This window comes from Alloalcanivorax xenomutans (assembly GCF_032810065.1).
GTDB classification, from domain to species: Bacteria; Pseudomonadota; Gammaproteobacteria; order Pseudomonadales; family Alcanivoracaceae; genus Alloalcanivorax; species Alloalcanivorax xenomutans.
The window spans coordinates 3,825,001-3,840,981 of record NZ_CP136538.1 but is presented as its reverse complement, the minus strand read 5'-3'; the positions used below and the strand labels follow the sequence as shown (position 1 = coordinate 3,840,981).

Here is a 15,981-nt window from a genome sequence, read left to right as displayed (position 1 = left end):
TCCTTCCGGGGCCCTCATAAAATCCCCACACTTTTCCGTATACTCCCGGCCATGGCAAAAAAAGCGAAGAGAGCGGCTCCGCGCCGCCGTAAGAAGAAAGCGTCGGCGCGGCGCTGGATCAGCGGGCGTTTCCTCGCCAAGGTCCTGGCGGTGGGGCTGGTGGCGATGGCCGCCGGCCTGATCTATCTGGACGCCCTGGTGCAGGAACGGTTTGACAGCCATGTCTGGCAGTTGCCGGCGCGGGTCTATGCCCGGCCGGTGGAACTGTATCCCGGCCGGGTTCTGTCACGGGCGGACATGCTCAAAATGCTGGAGCTGATGCGCTACCGGCAGGCGCCGGGCGCGCCCACTCCGGGCAGTTATTCGGTGAACGGCAATCGGCTGATCATTCACACCCGGGGGTTCCGCGACAGCGATGGCGGCGAACCTTCCCAGCGCCTTAATCTGCGTCTCGGCGGTGGAGAGATTGCATCGTTGCAGGCGGGGCAGGGAGGCTCCCTGGCACGGCTGGAGCCGATGCAGATCGGCAGCATCCATCCGGGGCACAGTGAGGACCGGGTCTATGTGCCGCTGGACCGCGTGCCACCGCTGATGGTGAAAATGTTGCTGGCCACCGAGGACCAGGATTTCTACGAGCACCACGGGGTGTCCCTGCGCGGACTGGCCCGGGCCATGCTGGCCAATATCAAAGCCGGCCGTCTGGTGCAGGGCGGCAGTACACTGACCCAGCAGTTGGTGAAGAATTTCTGGCTCACTCAGGATCGCACTCTGTTGCGCAAACTGGTGGAACTGCCAATGGCGGTACTGCTGGAGCTGCATTACAGCAAGGAACAGATCCTCGAGGCCTACATCAACGAAGTCTATCTCGGCCAGGACGGATCCCGTTCCATCCACGGCATGGGGCTGGGCGCGCAGTTCTATTTTGGGCGTCCTCTGGAAGAGCTGGAACCACATCAACTGGCGACCCTGGTGGGGTTGCTCAAGGGGCCCAGTTGGTACGATCCCCGGCGCCGCCCGGAGCGTTCGCTCAAGCGCCGCAACACGGTGTTGCAGGTGGCTCGTCAGCAAGGCGCGCTGAGCGAGGAGGAATTGCACCGCTTCAGCAAACGGGGGCTTGAAGTGGTGCCGCGAGGCGAGTCGCCGCTTTATGCGTTCCCGGCGTTCATCGATCTGGTGCGGCGGCAACTTGCCCGTGACTATCCGCCGGAGGTGCTGGGCGTCGACGGTCTGCGCATCCACTCCACGCTGGATGTGCTGGCCCAGTTGGCGGCGGAAAAGGCGCTGCGCGATCACCTGGAAAACAAGGACCCCGGAGGCAAGAACCATCTCAATGGGGCGGTGGTGGTGGTGGCGCCGACCCAGGGCGATGTGCTGGCGGTGGTCAGCAATCGCCGCTCCCGGGAGCACGGGTTCAACCGGGCGCTGGACGCGGTGCGGCCGATCGGCTCGCTGGTGAAGCCGGCGGTGGTGCTGGCGGCGCTGGAGCAACCGGAAAAATACAGCCTGGCGACCATCGTCAACGATGAGCCGCTGTCGGTGCCGTTGCGCAATAATGAACCCTGGCAGCCGAAGAACTTCGACAACAAATCCCTGGGCCCCATGCCGATCCATGACGTCCTGGTGCGCTCGCGCAACCAGGCTCTGGCACGACTCGGCATGGAAGTGGGCTTGAGCAAGGTGGCGGAGACGCTGAAAACATTGGGCGTACAGCGGGACATTCCACTCTATCCGAGTATTTTGCTGGGCAGTCTGGGACTGACGCCGTTCGAAGTGGCGATGATGTATCAGCCGCTGGCTACCGGCGGTTTCTCCACGCCGTTGCGTTCGATCACCGATGTGCTTGACAAGGATGGCCAGCCGATCGCCCGTTATCCCATCACCACCGAGGAGGTGTTGCCGCAGGAACCGGTGTTCGTGTTGCAACAAGCAATGCAGGACGTGGTCGATCAGGGCACCGGTCGTGGAGTGCGCGCCAAGTTGCCGGCTTCGGTGAAGGTGGCCGGGAAGACCGGCACCAGCGATAATTTCCGCGATGCCTGGTTTGCCGGTTTCTCCGCCAATCATCTGGCGGTGGTATGGGTAGGCCGGGACGACAACAGCCCGGCCGGGGTCAGCGGTTCTTCCGGCGCGGTGCCGGTGTGGGCGCAATTGATGGCTTCATTGCCGCAACGCAGCCTGTCGCAGAAACCGCCGGACGGCGTGGAGTGGGTTTGGATGGATCCGTCCGGTACCCTGGTCAGCGGCGAGAGCTGTGATGGTGCCCGCCGCTACCCGATGCTGACAGCATCGATTCCCGAGGAGGCCGACCGTTGCGGATCCCGTGACGGCGACAAGAAGAAAGGGGTACTGCAATGGTTCAAGGGCTGGTTCGACTGATGCTGCTGGCGGCCATGCTGGCCGGCTGCGCGACGACACCAACGACGGGGACGGGGGGCGACTACGGCACTTCCGCGTCTTCGTCCTCGTCCCGATCATCACCGCCCTCCGGTGAGCCGCGACAGCAACCGGTGGATGCCCGGGCTGATCTGCAGGGGTCGCCGGCGCTGGCTTTGCTTGATCGCGCTGAGGGGGCCCGCAACCAGGGCAATATGTCCGCGGCCGGACGGTACCTGGAACGGGCGCTGAGCATGGAACCGGATTCCTCCTGGGTGTACCGGCAGTTGGCCCGCTTGCGTCTGGAGGAAGGCGACGCTCACTCCGCTGAAGGGCTGGCCCTGAGAGCCCTGCGGCTGGCGCCCTACAATCCGGGTTATCAGGCGGAACTGTGGGATCTGGTGGCCACCGCCCGCGAACGGCAAGGGGATAAGGAAGGCGCCCGTGAGGCACGCGAACGGGCTCAGGAACTGCGCCGGGGGACGGCATGACACCGGCGGTAAAGGCCGCCGAAAAAGCCGGCGTGGCCTTTCGGACACACAGCTACCAGGCCGATCCACAGGCACCCAGCTATGGGCTGGAAGCCGCGGACGCTCTGGGGCTGCCTGTTGAACAGGTATTCAAGACGCTGCTGGCGATGGTGGATGAGCGGCCTCAGGTGGCCATGGTTCCGGTGCACAAACAACTGGATCTGAAAGCCCTGGCCAAAGCCGCCGGTGGCAAGAAAGCGGCCATGGCGGATGCCGCCGTGGCGCAACGCCTTACCGGCTATGTGCTCGGGGGTATCAGCCCATTGGGGCAGAAAAAGCGGCTGCCGCTGTGGTTGGACCACAGTGCCGAAAGCCAAGGTGTTTTGTATATGAGCGGCGGCCGGCGCGGCTTGGAAATTGAAATGGCGCCGGTGGACCTGTTGGCACTGACCGGCGGTCGCTTGGCGCCGCTGGCCCGCTGACCACTGTTGTCTCACAATTCGATGGGCCAGCGGTAGGAACTGAGAGCCCATTCGCTTGCAAGGCAAGCTTGTATGGTTTCCCGGCAAGTCTTAGAAGGAGAAGACTTGTCGGGGTGGAGGGACCAGGCAAGCTTCTGACCCTAGGGTACAGACTGTGGGAGATATGGCCCCACCCCGCACCTTCAAACGCCGATAAGGAATCCATCGGCTGAGCGCACACTCAGACCGACGATACTCTGCAAGCCAGCGTGACGGTGCGCCCCGACAAGCCCATTTAACCTAGCTGACAGGGGTGCCCCATGGCAATGCCGGCAAGCCGCCCGGAGATCGGGATCGACGTTGCGAAAGATGACCTGGTGATTCACCTCCAGGGCCTGAACCAAACCTTCACCATCGACAACACGCCCCAAGCCATTCGCCAATGGCTGGCCACCCTCCCCGAGGGCTGCGATATCGCCATTGAGGCGACCAGCACCTATCACATGGACATTACCGAGCGCGCACACGCCAAGGGGCATCGGGTCTATGTGGTGGACGGTTACCGCCTCAGCAACTACCGCAAAGGCGTTGGAGGGCGGGCCAAGACGGATCTGGCCGATGCCCAGTTGCTGGCCCGCCATCTGCACAAGGAGAAAGACGAGTTACGCCCGTGGAGCCCGCCCCCAAAGGCGTACCGGATGCTGCAGAGCCTGCTGCGTCGCCGGGCCGCCTTGGTTAAGGCCCGCACGGCATTACGTCAGAGCCTGAGCGGAGAACCGGAGCTCAAGGCCCCTCTGCGTGCCCTGATCGCCAAAATGGACCGGATTGACTCTCTGATCCAGAAACGGCTCAAGAGCGCGGTGAGCGCCGCCGGCTTACAGACTCAGGTCCAACGCTGCGACGCGATCGACGGGGTCGGCGAGATCACCGCCACCGCCTTGGTCATGGCCTTCCTGAGAGGGGACTTCAAGAACAGCGATGCTTTCGTTGCCTTCCTGGGGCTGGATGTCCGAGTCCGCGACTCCGGCAAACTCACAGGCAAGCGTAAGCTGACCAAGCAAGGGGATACGGAGGTCAGGCGACTGCTGCACTGTGCCGCCATGAGTGCGTCTCGACACCCGGTCTGGCGCGCCTTCTATCAGCGCTATCGGGACCGGGGACTGCACACCACGCAAGCCTTGGTGATCCTGGCCCGGAAGATCGCTCGCACCGCCTTCGCCCTGATGAAGCAGCAACAAGAATATTGCCCCGCAAAGCTCTTCTAAGCATTGCAGGGCACCATAGAATCTCCCACAGCGGCTTCGTAGTCCGGTCCGTGGGAAGCTGCTTTAGAAGCGACATGTGTAAGCGCCCAGCGAACTGTGTGCCGCTGGGTCCACGGATCGCTACAGCAGCGCCGCGAACGCTTCGCGGGCGGCCTTGATGGTGGCGTCGATGTCTTCGTCGCTGTGGGCGATGGAGACGAAACCGGCCTCAAAGGCGCTTGGTGCCAGATAGATGCCTCGGTCCAGCATGGCATGGAAAAAGCGCTGGAAGCGTTCCTTGTCGCAGGCCATCACATCCGAGAAACGGCTGATCCGGGTCTGCTCGGTAAAGAACAGACCGAACATGCCGCCCACCTGATTGGTGGTGAAGCCGACCCCGCATTCCCGTGCCGCCATCGACAAGCCTTCGGTGAGGCGCCGCGCCTTGGCATCAAGAGTGTCATGGAAGCCCGGTTCGCGTAGAGCCTGCAACGTGGCCAGGCCGGCGGCCATCGCCACCGGGTTCCCGGACAGGGTGCCGGCCTGGTAGACCGGTCCCAGTGGCGCCAGGCTTTCCATGATCTCGCGGCGCCCGCCGAGGGCGCCCACCGGCATGCCGCCACCGATGATCTTGCCCAGGGTGGTCAGATCCGGGGTGATGCCATAAAGGGCCTGGGCTCCGCCCAGAGCGACGCGGAAGCCGGTCATGACTTCGTCAAAGATCAGCAGCGCGCCGTGCTCGCTGCACTGGGCTCGCAGAGTGTCCAGGAAGCCCTGGGTGGGCGGCACGCAGTTCATGTTGCCGGCCACCGGTTCGACGATTACCGCGGCGATATCGCTGCCCTGTTGGGCGAACACTTCCGCCACGGCGGCGGCATCGTTGTAGGGCAGTACCAGGGTGTCGGCGGTGACCGCCGCCGGCACGCCGGGGGAACTGGGCGTGCCCAGGGTCAGGGCGCCGGAGCCCGCCTGTACCAGCAGGCTGTCCACATGGCCGTGGTAGCACCCTTCGAATTTTATGATCTTGTCCCGGCCGGTGTGGCCGCGAGCCAGGCGGATGGCGGACATGGTGGCTTCGGTGCCGGAGTTGACCATGCGCACCATGTCCATGGAAGGCACCATTTCGCAGACCAGATCGGCCATTTCCACTTCCGCCTCGGTGGGCGCGCCGAAGCTCAGCCCGCGAGCCACCGCCTGTTGCACGGCTTCACGTACCGCTGGGGTGTTATGGCCCAGCACCATGGGGCCCCAGGAACCGACGTAGTCGATATAGCGGTTGTCGTCCTCGTCGAACAGGTAGGCGCCCTCCGCCCGCTCGAAGAACACCGGGGTGCCGCCGACACCGCTGAAGGCGCGGACCGGAGAGTTGACGCCGCCGGGAATGTGCTTCTGGGCACGGCGAAACAGCTGTTCGGATTGCGTGCGACTCATGGGAACTCCTTGCGAAACGGATCCGGGCCCGGCTCACGGAAGGGCCGGGCGAGGGATCATGAGGGTGGCATCCGCCACCGGGGATTGATGGGCATTATGCGTATTCCGGAAACCGGTCGCCACCTCCGGAAGATGACCGTTCCGGGTCAGCGGACCGGGAACAACCGGGAGAGCTGGCGCGCCCTGACCTCGATTTCATCGCAGTCGGCGGTGGCGAACAGACCGTGAATCAGTGCGACCATATCGGCGCCGGCGTCAATCAGCGGCTGGGCGTTGTCCGCGGTGATGCCGCCAATGGCGACCAGGGGCTGAGTGAAGCGGTCACGGGCTTCCCGCAGAGTTTCCAGGGTCACCGGTGGCGCCTTGGGTTTGGTATGGGACGGGTAGAAACGCCCCAGCGCCAGGTAATCCGCGCCCTCGGCGGCGCCTTTGGCGGCCAGCGCCAGATCGCCATGGCAGGAGACGCCAATAATCTTGTCGGCGCCGAGCAAGGCTCGGGCGGCGGGCACGGCGCCGTCACTTTGCCCCATATGCACGCCATCGGCATTGATCGCCTGGGCCAGGGCCGGGTCGTCATTGACGATGAACAGGGCACCATATTGGCGGCACAGTTCGGCCAGGCGGCCGGCTCGCTCCAGCCGCTGCATGGCCCTGGCGGGTTTGTCGCGATATTGCAGTAACCGGGCGCCGCCACGCAGAGCGGCCTGGGCCGCGGGCAGCAGACGCTGATCCGGGATGAGCATGGGGTCGGTGATGGCATAAAGGCCATGCAAGCGGGATGTCATGGTGTCCTCCGGTCTGGCACGTGCTGGCCCTGGCCCGGCCGCCAGGCGGCGCGCAGGTAATGATCCACGCGGGCCTGCCCTTCCGCCACGGCTTGCTCCAGCGGCATTCCCTGGCCACGCAGGCAGGCAATGGAGGACGCCAGGGTGCAACCGGAGCCGTGATAGACGTGGGGCAGGCGTTGCCAGTGCCAGCTTTGTGTCTCACCGGTGCCCTGGAACAGATGATTGCTGACCTGGTCGGTGTCGTCATGGGTGCCGGTGATCAACACCGCTCTGGCGCCACGTTGGCACAGGCGTTGGCCGTATTCGGACACGCTTTGCGTGCCCGTCGCGCCCGTCGTGCCGTCGTCTCCGGCCAGCAGCCGGGCTTCGGGCAGATTGGGGGTGAGCAGTTCGCACCGTGGCGCCAGCTCGCCGATCATGGCATCGCCGAGGGATTCCCGGGTCAGGCTGCCGCCGCTTTCCGCCGCCAGGACCGGGTCCAGGATCACCGGTACACCGGGCAAACGCGCCAGTAGGCGGGCGATGAAGCGGACCGTGGCCAGTGAGCCGGTCATGCCGATCTTCACCGCCTGGAAATCGTAGTCGGCGAGGAGGGTGTCCGCCTGGCGCTCGAGCAGGTCGATATCGGTCAGTTGGAAGCCCTGCACATGCTGGCTGTTCTGCACCGTCAGCGCGGTGATCAGCGTGCTGGCCAGCCCGCCCAGATCATGGATGGCCTCGATATCGGCGTGAATGCCGGCGCCGCCGGAAGGGTCGTGTCCGGCGATAACAAGAATATTGGGTTTCATGGTGTCGTCGTCGAAAGCCGAAAGGCAGAGAGTGGGACGCCGGGCGAAGGCGCCGGCGTATGTCGCTAGCGTCAGCCGTTCAGCCAAGGGCGTCAAGAGCCCCGATCAGAACGGCTTGACCACCACCAGAATCACGATGCCGACCAGCAACAGTACCGGGATTTCGTTGAACACTCGAAAGAACCGGTGGCTCTTGGTGTTGGCGTCGGCGGCGAACTTCTTCAGGTGGACCAGGCACATATGATGATAGCCGATCAGCAATACCACCAACGCCAGCTTGGCGTGCATCCAGCCCTGGGTTTTGTACAGGTCCCAGTGACTGATCAGCATCCACAGGCCCAGCACCACGGTGACGATCATGCTCGGGTTCATGATGCCCCGGTAAAGTTTGCGCTCCATGATCTTGAAGCGCTCGCGACTGACCTGATCCTCGGCCATGGCGTGATACACGAACAGGCGTGGAAGGTAAAAAATACCAGCGAACCAGCATATAACCGCAATCAAATGAAAGGCTTTCAGCCACAAAAACATGGATTGGGGCTCCTTGCAGCGAAAGTGGCCCAGTGGCTGTACCGGGCTTCCGGGCGTACACTATAACGGCTTTCAATGATCACGTCCGGGTTGGCGGAGGGCTGGCCGGGGTGTGCTTTTCTGCTCGGGGAGTCTAGTGAAGAGAGGACCGCGTTCCGGCCGGCTGTTACGTTATTACTTCTTCCGCACGCGGCGCCTTACGCGCAGGCAATTGGGCACCATTCAGGACTGGAAGCTGCGCGCCGTGTTCTGGATCGGTGCTCTGCTGGTCGGGTTGCTGGTGGTGGGGTTCGCCTGGGCGGTGGAGCTGGCCTCGGAAACCTTCAACCGCATTCACGCCTACTCGCCTTACATCCCCGTCGCCATGACCCCGCTGGGGATGATGGTGATCATCTGGCTGATGCGCCGCATGGGGCCGGAAGCCCAAGGTAGCGGGATTCCTCAGGTATTGGTGGTGCTCAAGCAACGCTACCATTGGTTGCGCCCCACCTTCCTGTCGCTGCGGGTGATCGCGCTGAAGTTCGTTCTCACCGTGCTTGGGGTGCTGTGCGGCGCCAGTATCGGCCGCGAGGGTCCGAGCGTACAAATCGGTGCCGCGATGATGTATTCGGTGGGTCAGGTTGGACGTCTGCAGCAAAAATATGTGGATAACGCTCTGATCGTCGCCGGGGGCGCGGCCGGGGTGTCGGCGGCGTTCAATGCCCCGCTGGCTGGGATTGTGTTCGCCATTGAGGAACTGTCCGGCTCCTTCGAACAACGCACCAGCGGTACCCTGATTCTGGCGATCATCCTCTCGGGTGTGGTGGTACTGATGATCAACGGCCACTACAGCTACTTCGGCCACCCCCAGGGCGATCTGGAACTGACGGCCAACTGGCTGGCCATCGGTGTGGTGGCGCTCATCTGCGGTTTGCTGGGCGGTCTGTTCAGTCGTCTGCTGATCAGTGGCAGCCGCTGGTTGACGCCGCATGCCGTCAGGCACCCGTATCGGGTGGTGTTTCTGTGTGGCGTGGTGCTGGTGGCGCTGGGGCTGCTCACCGGTGGTGCGACTTATGGCAGTGGTTACGAGGAGGCGCGCAGCCTGCTGGATGGAGAGCATGTCGGTGACTGGTCCTTCCCGCTGGCGAAAATGGGCGCGACCCTGGTGTCCTATTTCACTGGACTGCCCGGTGGTTTGTTTTCACCCAGCCTGGCCGCTGGTGCTGGCATCGGCAGTGCCATGAGCGGTTGGTTCCCGGAGACCTCGGTGGTCGGCATCACCGTGGTGGCGATGGCGGCGTTTCTGGCCGGCGTGATTCAGCGTCCGATCACGTCCTTTGTGATCGTCATGGAATTGACCGGCAACCGACACGATCTGCTGTTGTCTCTGATGGTGGGCGCCTTTTTGTCCGCCGCGGTGTCGAAACTGGTATGGTCGCGTCCATTGTATGATTCTTTGGCGGAGCGCATGGCCAGCGGCGCGGGGATGGCGGCCGAGGGGCGGCGTCTCGCCGGTGAGGACAAGACGGCCTGAGTTGTCGGGCCGGACGGCCCTGCCTATTATTTTCCGGTTCCGGAGGCCTGAATAGCCCGGGGCTCGGGGGAGTTACCTGTTTGGAGCATTCTATGGCCTTGGCTGAAACGGCAAACAATCCCAGGGCGCGCATCGCTAATAGCGATAGCGGGTTGTGGTCCTGATGGCGAAGTGGGGCGTGAAAAACCGGTTGGACGATGTGGTACTGGTGCCGATCAGTCCCTCCACCCAGCGGCGGCGACGTTTGTTGGCGGGCCTGGCGGTGTTGGTATTGTGCCTGGGGTGTCTGGTGGGCGGCGGTGCCCTAGTCTGGTGGTATGGCGTGCCAGGGCTGTCGGTAATCGCCGGCGACAGTAGCGAGGGTGAGGAGGACGGGCCTGCCCGACGCTCTTTGCACCAGGTCAAACAGGAACTGGATCAGGCCCGCAAGGATCTGGCGGTGTACCGCACCGAAGCTCAGGTGGGGGAACAGGCGCGCGAGCAGCTGCGTCAGGAGATCCGGGCCCTGCGTGATCAGCAGGCGGAACTGGAGCAGGCGGTCTCGTTCTATAAGAGTGTGATGTCCCCCAGTGACGAAAATCATGGGCTGGTGGTGCAAAAACTGGAATTGAGTCCCGCGGAGGGCGAACGGCGGGTGCGTTATCGCCTGGTGCTGGTGCAAACCGGGGAGAACCGGGACGCTCTGTCCGGCCGTGTCAGTTTCACGTTGCGCGGCAGCCGGGATGGCGAGGCGTTTACCGCCGATGCCACGGATTACCTTGAAGAGCACAGTGAGGACAGGTTTCAGTTCCGGTATTTTCAGGAGCTTTCGGGTATTGTAACGGTGCCCGCGGAACTGCAGGTGTCATCTCTGGAGGTGACCGCCACGGCATCCGGGCGAAGGACCGCACAGTCGGAACAACGACTGCCTTGGTGAGCTTCCAGGGGGGGAGCGGGGCGCGCTTCGAAGCGCTCCGCCGCAACGATAATCATCAGGAGACAACGGTGTTGGGTCGAGATAAGAAAGGCAATGCACAAGGCTTTCGCGACCACACCCTGATTGCCGCCAGTGCCCGCATCTTGGGGGATGTGGAATTCACCGGTGGCCTGCATATTCAGGGGGAAGTGGAAGGAAACATTCGTGCCGGCGATGAAGGTGGACAGCTGATCATCGGTGAGACCGGGGTGGTGCGCGGCGAGATTCACGTGCCGAGGGTCACCATTAATGGCCGGGTGGAGGGTGACGTCAGCGCCGCCGAGCACCTGGAGCTGGCCAGCAAGGCGTCGGTGGACGGCAATGTCTATTACATCATGCTGGAAATGGTGATGGGCGCCCGGGTCAACGGTAAACTGGTGCGCATGGACGAGGAACGGCGTAATCTGCCGGCTCCCGGGCAGAAAGCCGGGGAACAGGTCGAGGCGGATCCGGCGGAAACCGTCTGAGCTATCGGGCCTGTTTCAAGCTGATGCCGGTGAGGTTTATGGCGGTGGCACAAGCCGCCGTCGGTCATTCTTGACTAAAACACTCAGGTATTGGACCATGCTCGCCCTGGATATGAAGTGATCATGATGAGCGAATCCGCACCTATTACCCTGACCGAGCGCGCGGCTCAGAAAGTCCAGGAGTTGCGTGATGACGAAGGCAATCCCGATCTGAAACTGCGGGTGTACATCACTGGCGGTGGTTGCGCGGGGTTCTCCTACGGCTTTACTTTCGATGAGCAGGTTAACGACGACGATACCTCGGTGGACCGGGAAGGCGTGACCTTGCTGGTGGATGCCATGAGTATTCAGTACCTGGATGGCTCCGAAGTGGACTATGAGCAGGGGCTGATGGGCTCCCGCTTCGTGGTCAACAATCCCAATGCGGCAACAACTTGCGGTTGCGGCTCCTCCTTCTCTGTGTAAATCTTTCAAGGGCAATCTCCGTGCGAGACACCCCTGACGGATCGTCATAAAACCGTCACCAAACAGTCAAATCATTGTCTCCACGGGCATGGATGCTGGAGGCATGATGATTCAGCGACCCAGTTTCCAACGTATGACCGCCGCCGACGTGCGTGCCATGTGCTGGCTGTCCAAACAGCCGCGGGCAGCCCGTTGGGCCCGAGCGGCACGCCTGGTATCCCGCCTTGGTGATGGGCCTCTGTACGTGGTGCTGGTGGCTCTGGTGTGGACCTTGCTGGATGGCATTGGCACGGTGTTCGCGCAGGCGGCGGCTATTGCCTACGTCATTGAGGTGCCGGCGTTCATGTTGCTGAAGAATCTGATTCGCCGCCCGCGTCCGGCGGACAGCGTGGAGGCGCTCAATGCCTTCATCAAACCGGCGGACCGCTTCAGTTTCCCGTCGGGGCATACCGCCGCGGCTTCCGTCATGGCCACCCTGATTTGTGTTTTCTTCCCGGCACTGGCGCCCATGGCCGTGATGTTCGCTCTTATGGTCGGCGCCTCGCGTGTGCTGCTGGGCGTGCACTACCCCACGGATATCCTCGCTGGCGCCACCCTGGGCATCTCGTCCACGCTGAGCGCGCTTTGGGTTCTCGGCAGCGTGTGATCAGGGCAGCGTGAGCTGGCCGAGCACCGCGGCCCGGCTGGCTCCGGTGACCGCTGGCGCATTCCCGGTTTCTCCTTCGACTCTGGCCCAGGCCAGCCAGGCAAAAGCGCCGGCTTCCACCCAGTCCGGGTGCAGACCAAAATCCTCGGTGGAATGCACCGGGATGTCGAGCAGGATATGGAGGCGGGCGAGTAAGTGCCGGTTATTGGCGCCTCCGCCACAAACCAGCAGCCGTTGTGGCGCGAAATCGCCAAGGGCGTCGGCGATGGTGCGGGCGGTCAGTTCCGCCAGGGTGCCTTGCACTTGCCGCGCGTTGGCGTCCGCCGGCAGTTGCCGTTGCAGCCAGTCCTCGTTGAAATGCTCACGGCCGGTGCTTTTCGGCGGCGGCAGCCGAAAATAGGGGTCGGCCAACAGGGTGTTCAGCAGATCCGGCATGAGGGTGCCGCCGGCGGCCCAGGCGCCGTCCCGGTCATAGGGCTCGCCCTTATGGCGTTGTGTCCAGAGGTCCATCAGGACATTGCCGGGACCGGTATCAAAGCCGCCAATCAGCTTGCCATCATCCAGCAGAGTGACATTGGCCATGCCGCCGATGTTGACCACCGCGACCTTTTGCGCCACCGCGCCGAACAGCCGCTGGTGGAAGCGGGGTACCAGAGGCGCTCCCTGACCGCCGAGCACCATGTCTTTATTGCGGAAGTTGCTCACTACCGGGATGCCAGTGTGGACGGCCAGGGTGTCTGGGCAACCGAGTTGAACGCTGAAGCCGAGATCGCCGGGGCGGTGGCGAACGGTTTGGCCATGGCAGCCTATGGCATGGATCTGCTCCGGCCGGTAACCGGATTGCGCCAGCAAGGCCTGCGTGGCCCGGGTGTAAGCGTCGCCGAGCTGCCGATGAAGGCGCCCGGCCTGATCGATCTCATCGGGGCCGCTGCGGCACAGCTTCAGGATGTCGTCACGAAGGGGGGCGGGTAAGGGAGAGCCCTGGTGGGCGAGGAGTTGAAAGTCCCGCTTGCCGATGCGGGCCAGCACCGCGTCGATGCCATCGACGCTGGTGCCGGTCATCAGACCAATGTAGAGCCCGTCACCGGACATCGCTGCGTGCCAGGGTGGCGGCTCCGGCAAACAGGGTCATCTGCGAGTTCATGCGACGCACCTGAGCCAGGTACTGCTCCTTGTTTCCCGGGCTGACGCCCTGCGCTTTGGGCAACGGGACGGTTTGCGGGTTGCGATGCACGCCGTCAATGCGGAACTCGTAATGCAGATGGGGGCCGGTGGCGAGGCCGGAAGAGCCCACGTAACCGATGGTCTGGCCCTGATTGACTCGCGTGCCCACGCGAATGCCCTTGGCGAAGCCGCGCATGTGAGCGTACAGCGTGGTGTAGCGGCGGCCGTGCTGGACAATGATTACGTTGCCATAGCCGCCTTTGACTCCGGCGAAGATGACCTTGCCTTTGCCGGCGGCCTTGATCGGCGTGCCGGAGGGGGCGGCATAGTCGGTGCCCTTGTGTGCGCGGATCGTGTTCAGCACTGGATGGCGGCGCCCGGGGTTAAAGCCGGAACTGATGCGGGAAAAAGCCACCGGGGTGCGGATGAAGGCTTTGCGCATGGAGTTGCCTTCCGCGTCCAGGTACGCCACGGCACCGTCTTCATCCTGATACTGATAGGCGGTCAAGTGGCGGCCCTGGTTCCAGAACTCGGCGGCCAGGATGTCCCCTTCGCCGACTTTCTCGCCGTCCAGGTACAGCTCCTCGAAGAGCACGCGGAAGCGGTCTCCGGGCCGGATATCGAGAACAAAATCCACATCCCAGCCGAAGATGTTGGCCAGCTGCATGGTCAGATTGTCGCTCATGCCGGCGGCCTGGCCGGCAAGGAACAGCGAACTGTTGATGGTGGCGTCGGCGAAGCGAACGCGGCGCTGGTACTCGCGCTGTTCGCTGCTGGCTTGCCAGGTGCCGTCTCCGGTGAGAGTGGCGGTGATGGTCTGGATCCTGGAAGGCTTGTACTTCAGAGCCTGAAGTTCGCCCTGGTCGTTGAGCAGGACCTCGAAGGTCTGGCCGGGGCGGATATTCTTGAGATCCTGCAGACGCTTGTCGCCGGTCACCAGCCGGTGAACCTGGGCCGCGGTAACGCCGCGGTCCTGTAGCAGGCGGCCCAGGGTGTCGCCCGCGGCCACGGTGATGGTCTCCCATTGGGGCGTGGGCTCGGGAGGTGCTGGTTCGGCGGCGAGATCGCTGTCTGGTGCGGATTCGGTGTCCGCCGCCGGAGCCGGTTTGGCGGCGACAGGGGGATCGCCGGCGGCGTCGAGGTTCAAATTCAGGGTCTGGGGGCGTTCGGGTCGACTTTCTCCGGATTCCGGTAACAGGGTCACCAGGGTAACGATCAAAACAAGGCTTCCGGAGAGCAAAAGGTGGGTGCGGGGAAAATGGCGCACCGATCGACCGAGGGCGGATATATGTTTTCTCATGCTGTAAGTAACGCTCTGAGTTTGTGCCGCCTGAGGCGATGAAAAAAATATTGCAGCAAAGATACCTGTCTTTATATGTCTTTTACAACTATTCCAAGGTGCTACAATGCCGCGGTTCAAACAGGCTGGTGTTATTGGAGCACCGCTAGCGGCGCCGGTTCCCGGACTTTCACGGCGGGAGCGGAGCGCGGATATGGAATGGCAGAGGCAATCGATGATTGATGTGGATCAACAGCTGGCACTGATTCGCCGGGGCGCGGATGAGATTATTCAGGAAGACGAACTGCGGGCTCGTCTGGAAAGCGGGCGCCCTCTTCGTGTCAAAGCCGGATTTGATCCCACCGCCCCGGATCTGCATCTGGGGCATACCGTTCTGATCAACAAGCTGCGCCACTTTCAGGATCTGGGGCACCAGGTGATTTTCCTGATTGGTGATTTCACTGGCATGATCGGGGACCCTTCCGGAAAAAGTGTTACCCGGCCGCCGCTCAGCCGTGAGGACGTGCTGCGTAATGCGGAGACCTACAAGGAGCAGGTGTTCAAGATCCTGGATCCGGAAAAGACCGAGGTGGCGTTCAACTCCTCCTGGATGGGCGAACTGGACGCGGCCGATCTGATTCGCCTGGCCAGTCAGTATACGGTGGCGCGGATGCTGGAGAGGGATGATTTCGATAAGCGCTATCGAGGCAACCAGCCCATTGCCATCCACGAGTTCCTCTATCCGTTGGTGCAGGGGTATGACTCCGTGGCGCTGCGGGCCGATGTCGAACTGGGCGGGACTGATCAGAAGTTCAACCTCCTGATGGGGCGGACGCTGCAAAAGGGGCATGGTCAGCCGCCACAGATCTGCCTGACCATGCCGCTGCTGGAAGGCCTGGACGGGGTGCAGAAGATGTCCAAGTCCCTTGGGAACTATGTTGGCGTCACCGACGCTCCAGGGGATATGTACCGCAAGCTGCTGTCCTTGCCGGACGCACTGACCTGGCGCTATTACGAGCTGCTCAGTGCGGTATCCAATGAGGAGTTGGCCCGGCTGAAGGCGGAAGCCGAGCGCCTGGGCAGCCCCCAGGAGGCAAAAAAGGCGTTCGCTCTGGAGATGGTGACCCGTTTCCATGGCGAGGAGGCGGCGCGGGCAGCGCCGTCCTCCGCCGGCAATATCACTGCCCTGGGAGACATCCCGGAGAATGTGCCGGAAGTCGAGGTGGTCTTGGATGATGGCGATGAAGTGCACATCGTGCCCCTGCTTCGTCTCGCCGGGCTGGCTCAGAATGGCAAGGCGGCCAAGGATGTGTTCGGGCGCGGCGCGGTTTACGTGGACGGTCAGCAACTGGCCACGGAGCGCAGCTTCAAACGTGGCGAAAGCGCGGTGATTCAGGCCGGCAAGA

General features: G+C 63.0%; 16 protein-coding genes (1 of these 16 only partly in view). 10 read left to right on the top strand and 6 right to left on the bottom strand.

Annotation, left to right across the window (positions count from 1 at the left end; translation table 11 throughout):
• Window positions 1-51: 51 nt before the first annotated feature.
• From mrcB to RYH70_RS17755, 4 genes are all read left to right on the top strand, one after another.
• Complete coding sequence (mrcB, locus tag RYH70_RS17770) at window positions 52-2,376, top strand: penicillin-binding protein 1B (RefSeq protein ID WP_284455179.1); 2,325 nt, start codon at window positions 52-54, stop codon at window positions 2,374-2,376.
• The gene (locus RYH70_RS17765; RefSeq protein WP_231504658.1) at window positions 2,352-2,864 is read left to right on the top strand and encodes a tetratricopeptide repeat protein; all 513 of its coding nucleotides are present in this window, start codon (window positions 2,352-2,354) and stop codon (window positions 2,862-2,864) included. The genes mrcB and RYH70_RS17765 overlap by 25 nt, the downstream gene beginning before the upstream one ends.
• The gene (ybaK, locus tag RYH70_RS17760) at window positions 2,861-3,325 is read left to right on the top strand and encodes a Cys-tRNA(Pro) deacylase (protein ID WP_022995111.1); all 465 of its coding nucleotides are present in this window, start codon (window positions 2,861-2,863) and stop codon (window positions 3,323-3,325) included. The genes RYH70_RS17765 and ybaK overlap by 4 nt, the downstream gene beginning before the upstream one ends.
• Before the next feature lie 299 nt (window positions 3,326-3,624).
• A complete protein-coding gene (locus RYH70_RS17755; protein WP_233917054.1) occupies window positions 3,625-4,569 on the top strand; it encodes an IS110 family transposase in 945 nt (314 codons plus the stop codon).
• Window positions 4,570-4,689: 120 nt separating this feature from the next.
• On the opposite strand, the gene hemL is transcribed toward RYH70_RS17755, so the two are convergent.
• The 4 genes from hemL to hemJ all read right to left on the bottom strand — a co-directional run bounded on the left by hemL (window position 4,690) and on the right by hemJ (window position 8,086).
• Entirely contained in the window at window positions 4,690-5,979 is a 1,290-nt protein-coding gene (gene hemL / locus RYH70_RS17750) for a glutamate-1-semialdehyde 2,1-aminomutase (protein ID WP_022995110.1), read from the bottom strand.
• A 146-nt stretch (window positions 5,980-6,125) separates the two neighbouring features.
• Complete coding sequence (gene thiE, locus RYH70_RS17745; protein ID WP_284455180.1) at window positions 6,126-6,764, bottom strand: thiamine phosphate synthase; 639 nt, start codon at window positions 6,762-6,764, stop codon at window positions 6,126-6,128.
• Window positions 6,761-7,555, bottom strand: a complete 795-nt coding sequence (gene thiD, locus RYH70_RS17740) for a bifunctional hydroxymethylpyrimidine kinase/phosphomethylpyrimidine kinase (RefSeq protein WP_317009463.1) — start codon at window positions 7,553-7,555, stop codon at window positions 6,761-6,763. Before thiD ends, thiE begins: the two co-directional genes overlap by 4 nt.
• 105 nt (window positions 7,556-7,660) lie before the next feature.
• Entirely contained in the window at window positions 7,661-8,086 is a 426-nt protein-coding gene (gene hemJ, locus RYH70_RS17735; RefSeq protein WP_022995107.1) for a protoporphyrinogen oxidase HemJ, read from the bottom strand.
• Window positions 8,087-8,222: 136 nt separating this feature from the next.
• On the opposite strand from hemJ, the gene RYH70_RS17730 reads away from it, so the two are divergent.
• The 5 genes from RYH70_RS17730 to RYH70_RS17710 all read left to right on the top strand — a co-directional run bounded on the left by RYH70_RS17730 (window position 8,223) and on the right by RYH70_RS17710 (window position 12,132).
• Window positions 8,223-9,599, top strand: a complete 1,377-nt coding sequence (locus RYH70_RS17730; RefSeq protein ID WP_022995106.1) for a chloride channel protein — start codon at window positions 8,223-8,225, stop codon at window positions 9,597-9,599.
• 163 nt (window positions 9,600-9,762) lie between these two features.
• Window positions 9,763-10,515: a DUF6776 family protein gene (locus RYH70_RS17725; RefSeq protein WP_031228276.1), complete on the top strand. Its 753-nt coding sequence runs from the start codon at window positions 9,763-9,765 to the stop codon at window positions 10,513-10,515.
• Between the two features lie 68 nt (window positions 10,516-10,583).
• Complete coding sequence (locus RYH70_RS17720) at window positions 10,584-11,021, top strand: bactofilin family protein (protein WP_014996135.1); 438 nt, start codon at window positions 10,584-10,586, stop codon at window positions 11,019-11,021.
• Window positions 11,022-11,147: 126 nt separating this feature from the next.
• Window positions 11,148-11,486 (top strand): iron-sulfur cluster insertion protein ErpA, encoded by a 339-nt coding sequence (gene erpA / locus RYH70_RS17715; protein WP_172800767.1) that lies wholly within the window; start codon window positions 11,148-11,150, stop codon window positions 11,484-11,486.
• Between the two features lie 103 nt (window positions 11,487-11,589).
• Window positions 11,590-12,132 carry a phosphatase PAP2 family protein gene (locus tag RYH70_RS17710; RefSeq protein WP_258954022.1) on the top strand — a complete coding sequence of 181 codons (543 nt, stop codon included), beginning with the start codon at window positions 11,590-11,592 and terminating at the stop codon, window positions 12,130-12,132.
• Here the strand turns inward: RYH70_RS17710 and RYH70_RS17705 are convergent, their stop codons facing one another.
• Window positions 12,133-13,224 (bottom strand): anhydro-N-acetylmuramic acid kinase, encoded by a 1,092-nt coding sequence (locus RYH70_RS17705; RefSeq protein WP_317009462.1) that lies wholly within the window; start codon window positions 13,222-13,224, stop codon window positions 12,133-12,135.
• Window positions 13,214-14,515, bottom strand: coding sequence for a peptidoglycan DD-metalloendopeptidase family protein (locus RYH70_RS17700; protein ID WP_022995101.1), 1,302 nt, complete (start codon window positions 14,513-14,515; stop codon window positions 13,214-13,216). The genes RYH70_RS17705 and RYH70_RS17700 overlap by 11 nt, the downstream gene beginning before the upstream one ends.
• Window positions 14,516-14,810: 295 nt before the next feature.
• Between RYH70_RS17700 and tyrS the strand changes: the two genes are divergently transcribed.
• Window positions 14,811-15,981 carry the 5' portion of a tyrosine--tRNA ligase gene (gene tyrS, locus RYH70_RS17695; protein ID WP_317010176.1) on the top strand. Its footprint extends 29 nt past the window's final position, so 1,171 of the gene's 1,200 nt are visible here — the first part of the coding sequence; its start codon is at window positions 14,811-14,813; the stop codon falls past the right edge of the window.

Excerpts from the sequence above, each read along its gene's own strand:
- thiE (WP_284455180.1), bottom strand. The coding sequence starts at position 6,764 with ATGACATCCCGCTTGCATGGCCTTTATGCCATCACCGACCCCATGCTC.
- thiD (WP_317009463.1), bottom strand. The coding sequence starts at position 7,555 with ATGAAACCCAATATTCTTGTTATCGCCGGACACGACCCTTCCGGCGGC.
- RYH70_RS17725 (WP_031228276.1), top strand. The coding sequence starts at position 9,763 with ATGGCGAAGTGGGGCGTGAAAAACCGGTTGGACGATGTGGTACTGGTG.
- hemL (WP_022995110.1), bottom strand. The coding sequence starts at position 5,979 with ATGAGTCGCACGCAATCCGAACAGCTGTTTCGCCGTGCCCAGAAGCAC.
- RYH70_RS17765 (WP_231504658.1), top strand. The coding sequence starts at position 2,352 with ATGGTTCAAGGGCTGGTTCGACTGATGCTGCTGGCGGCCATGCTGGCC.
- RYH70_RS17705 (WP_317009462.1), bottom strand. The coding sequence starts at position 13,224 with ATGTCCGGTGACGGGCTCTACATTGGTCTGATGACCGGCACCAGCGTC.
- mrcB (WP_284455179.1), top strand. The coding sequence starts at position 52 with ATGGCAAAAAAAGCGAAGAGAGCGGCTCCGCGCCGCCGTAAGAAGAAA.
- hemJ (WP_022995107.1), bottom strand. The coding sequence starts at position 8,086 with ATGTTTTTGTGGCTGAAAGCCTTTCATTTGATTGCGGTTATATGCTGG.
- erpA (WP_172800767.1), top strand. The coding sequence starts at position 11,148 with ATGAGCGAATCCGCACCTATTACCCTGACCGAGCGCGCGGCTCAGAAA.
- ybaK (WP_022995111.1), top strand. The coding sequence starts at position 2,861 with ATGACACCGGCGGTAAAGGCCGCCGAAAAAGCCGGCGTGGCCTTTCGG.
- RYH70_RS17755 (WP_233917054.1), top strand. The coding sequence starts at position 3,625 with ATGGCAATGCCGGCAAGCCGCCCGGAGATCGGGATCGACGTTGCGAAA.
- RYH70_RS17710 (WP_258954022.1), top strand. The coding sequence starts at position 11,590 with ATGATGATTCAGCGACCCAGTTTCCAACGTATGACCGCCGCCGACGTG.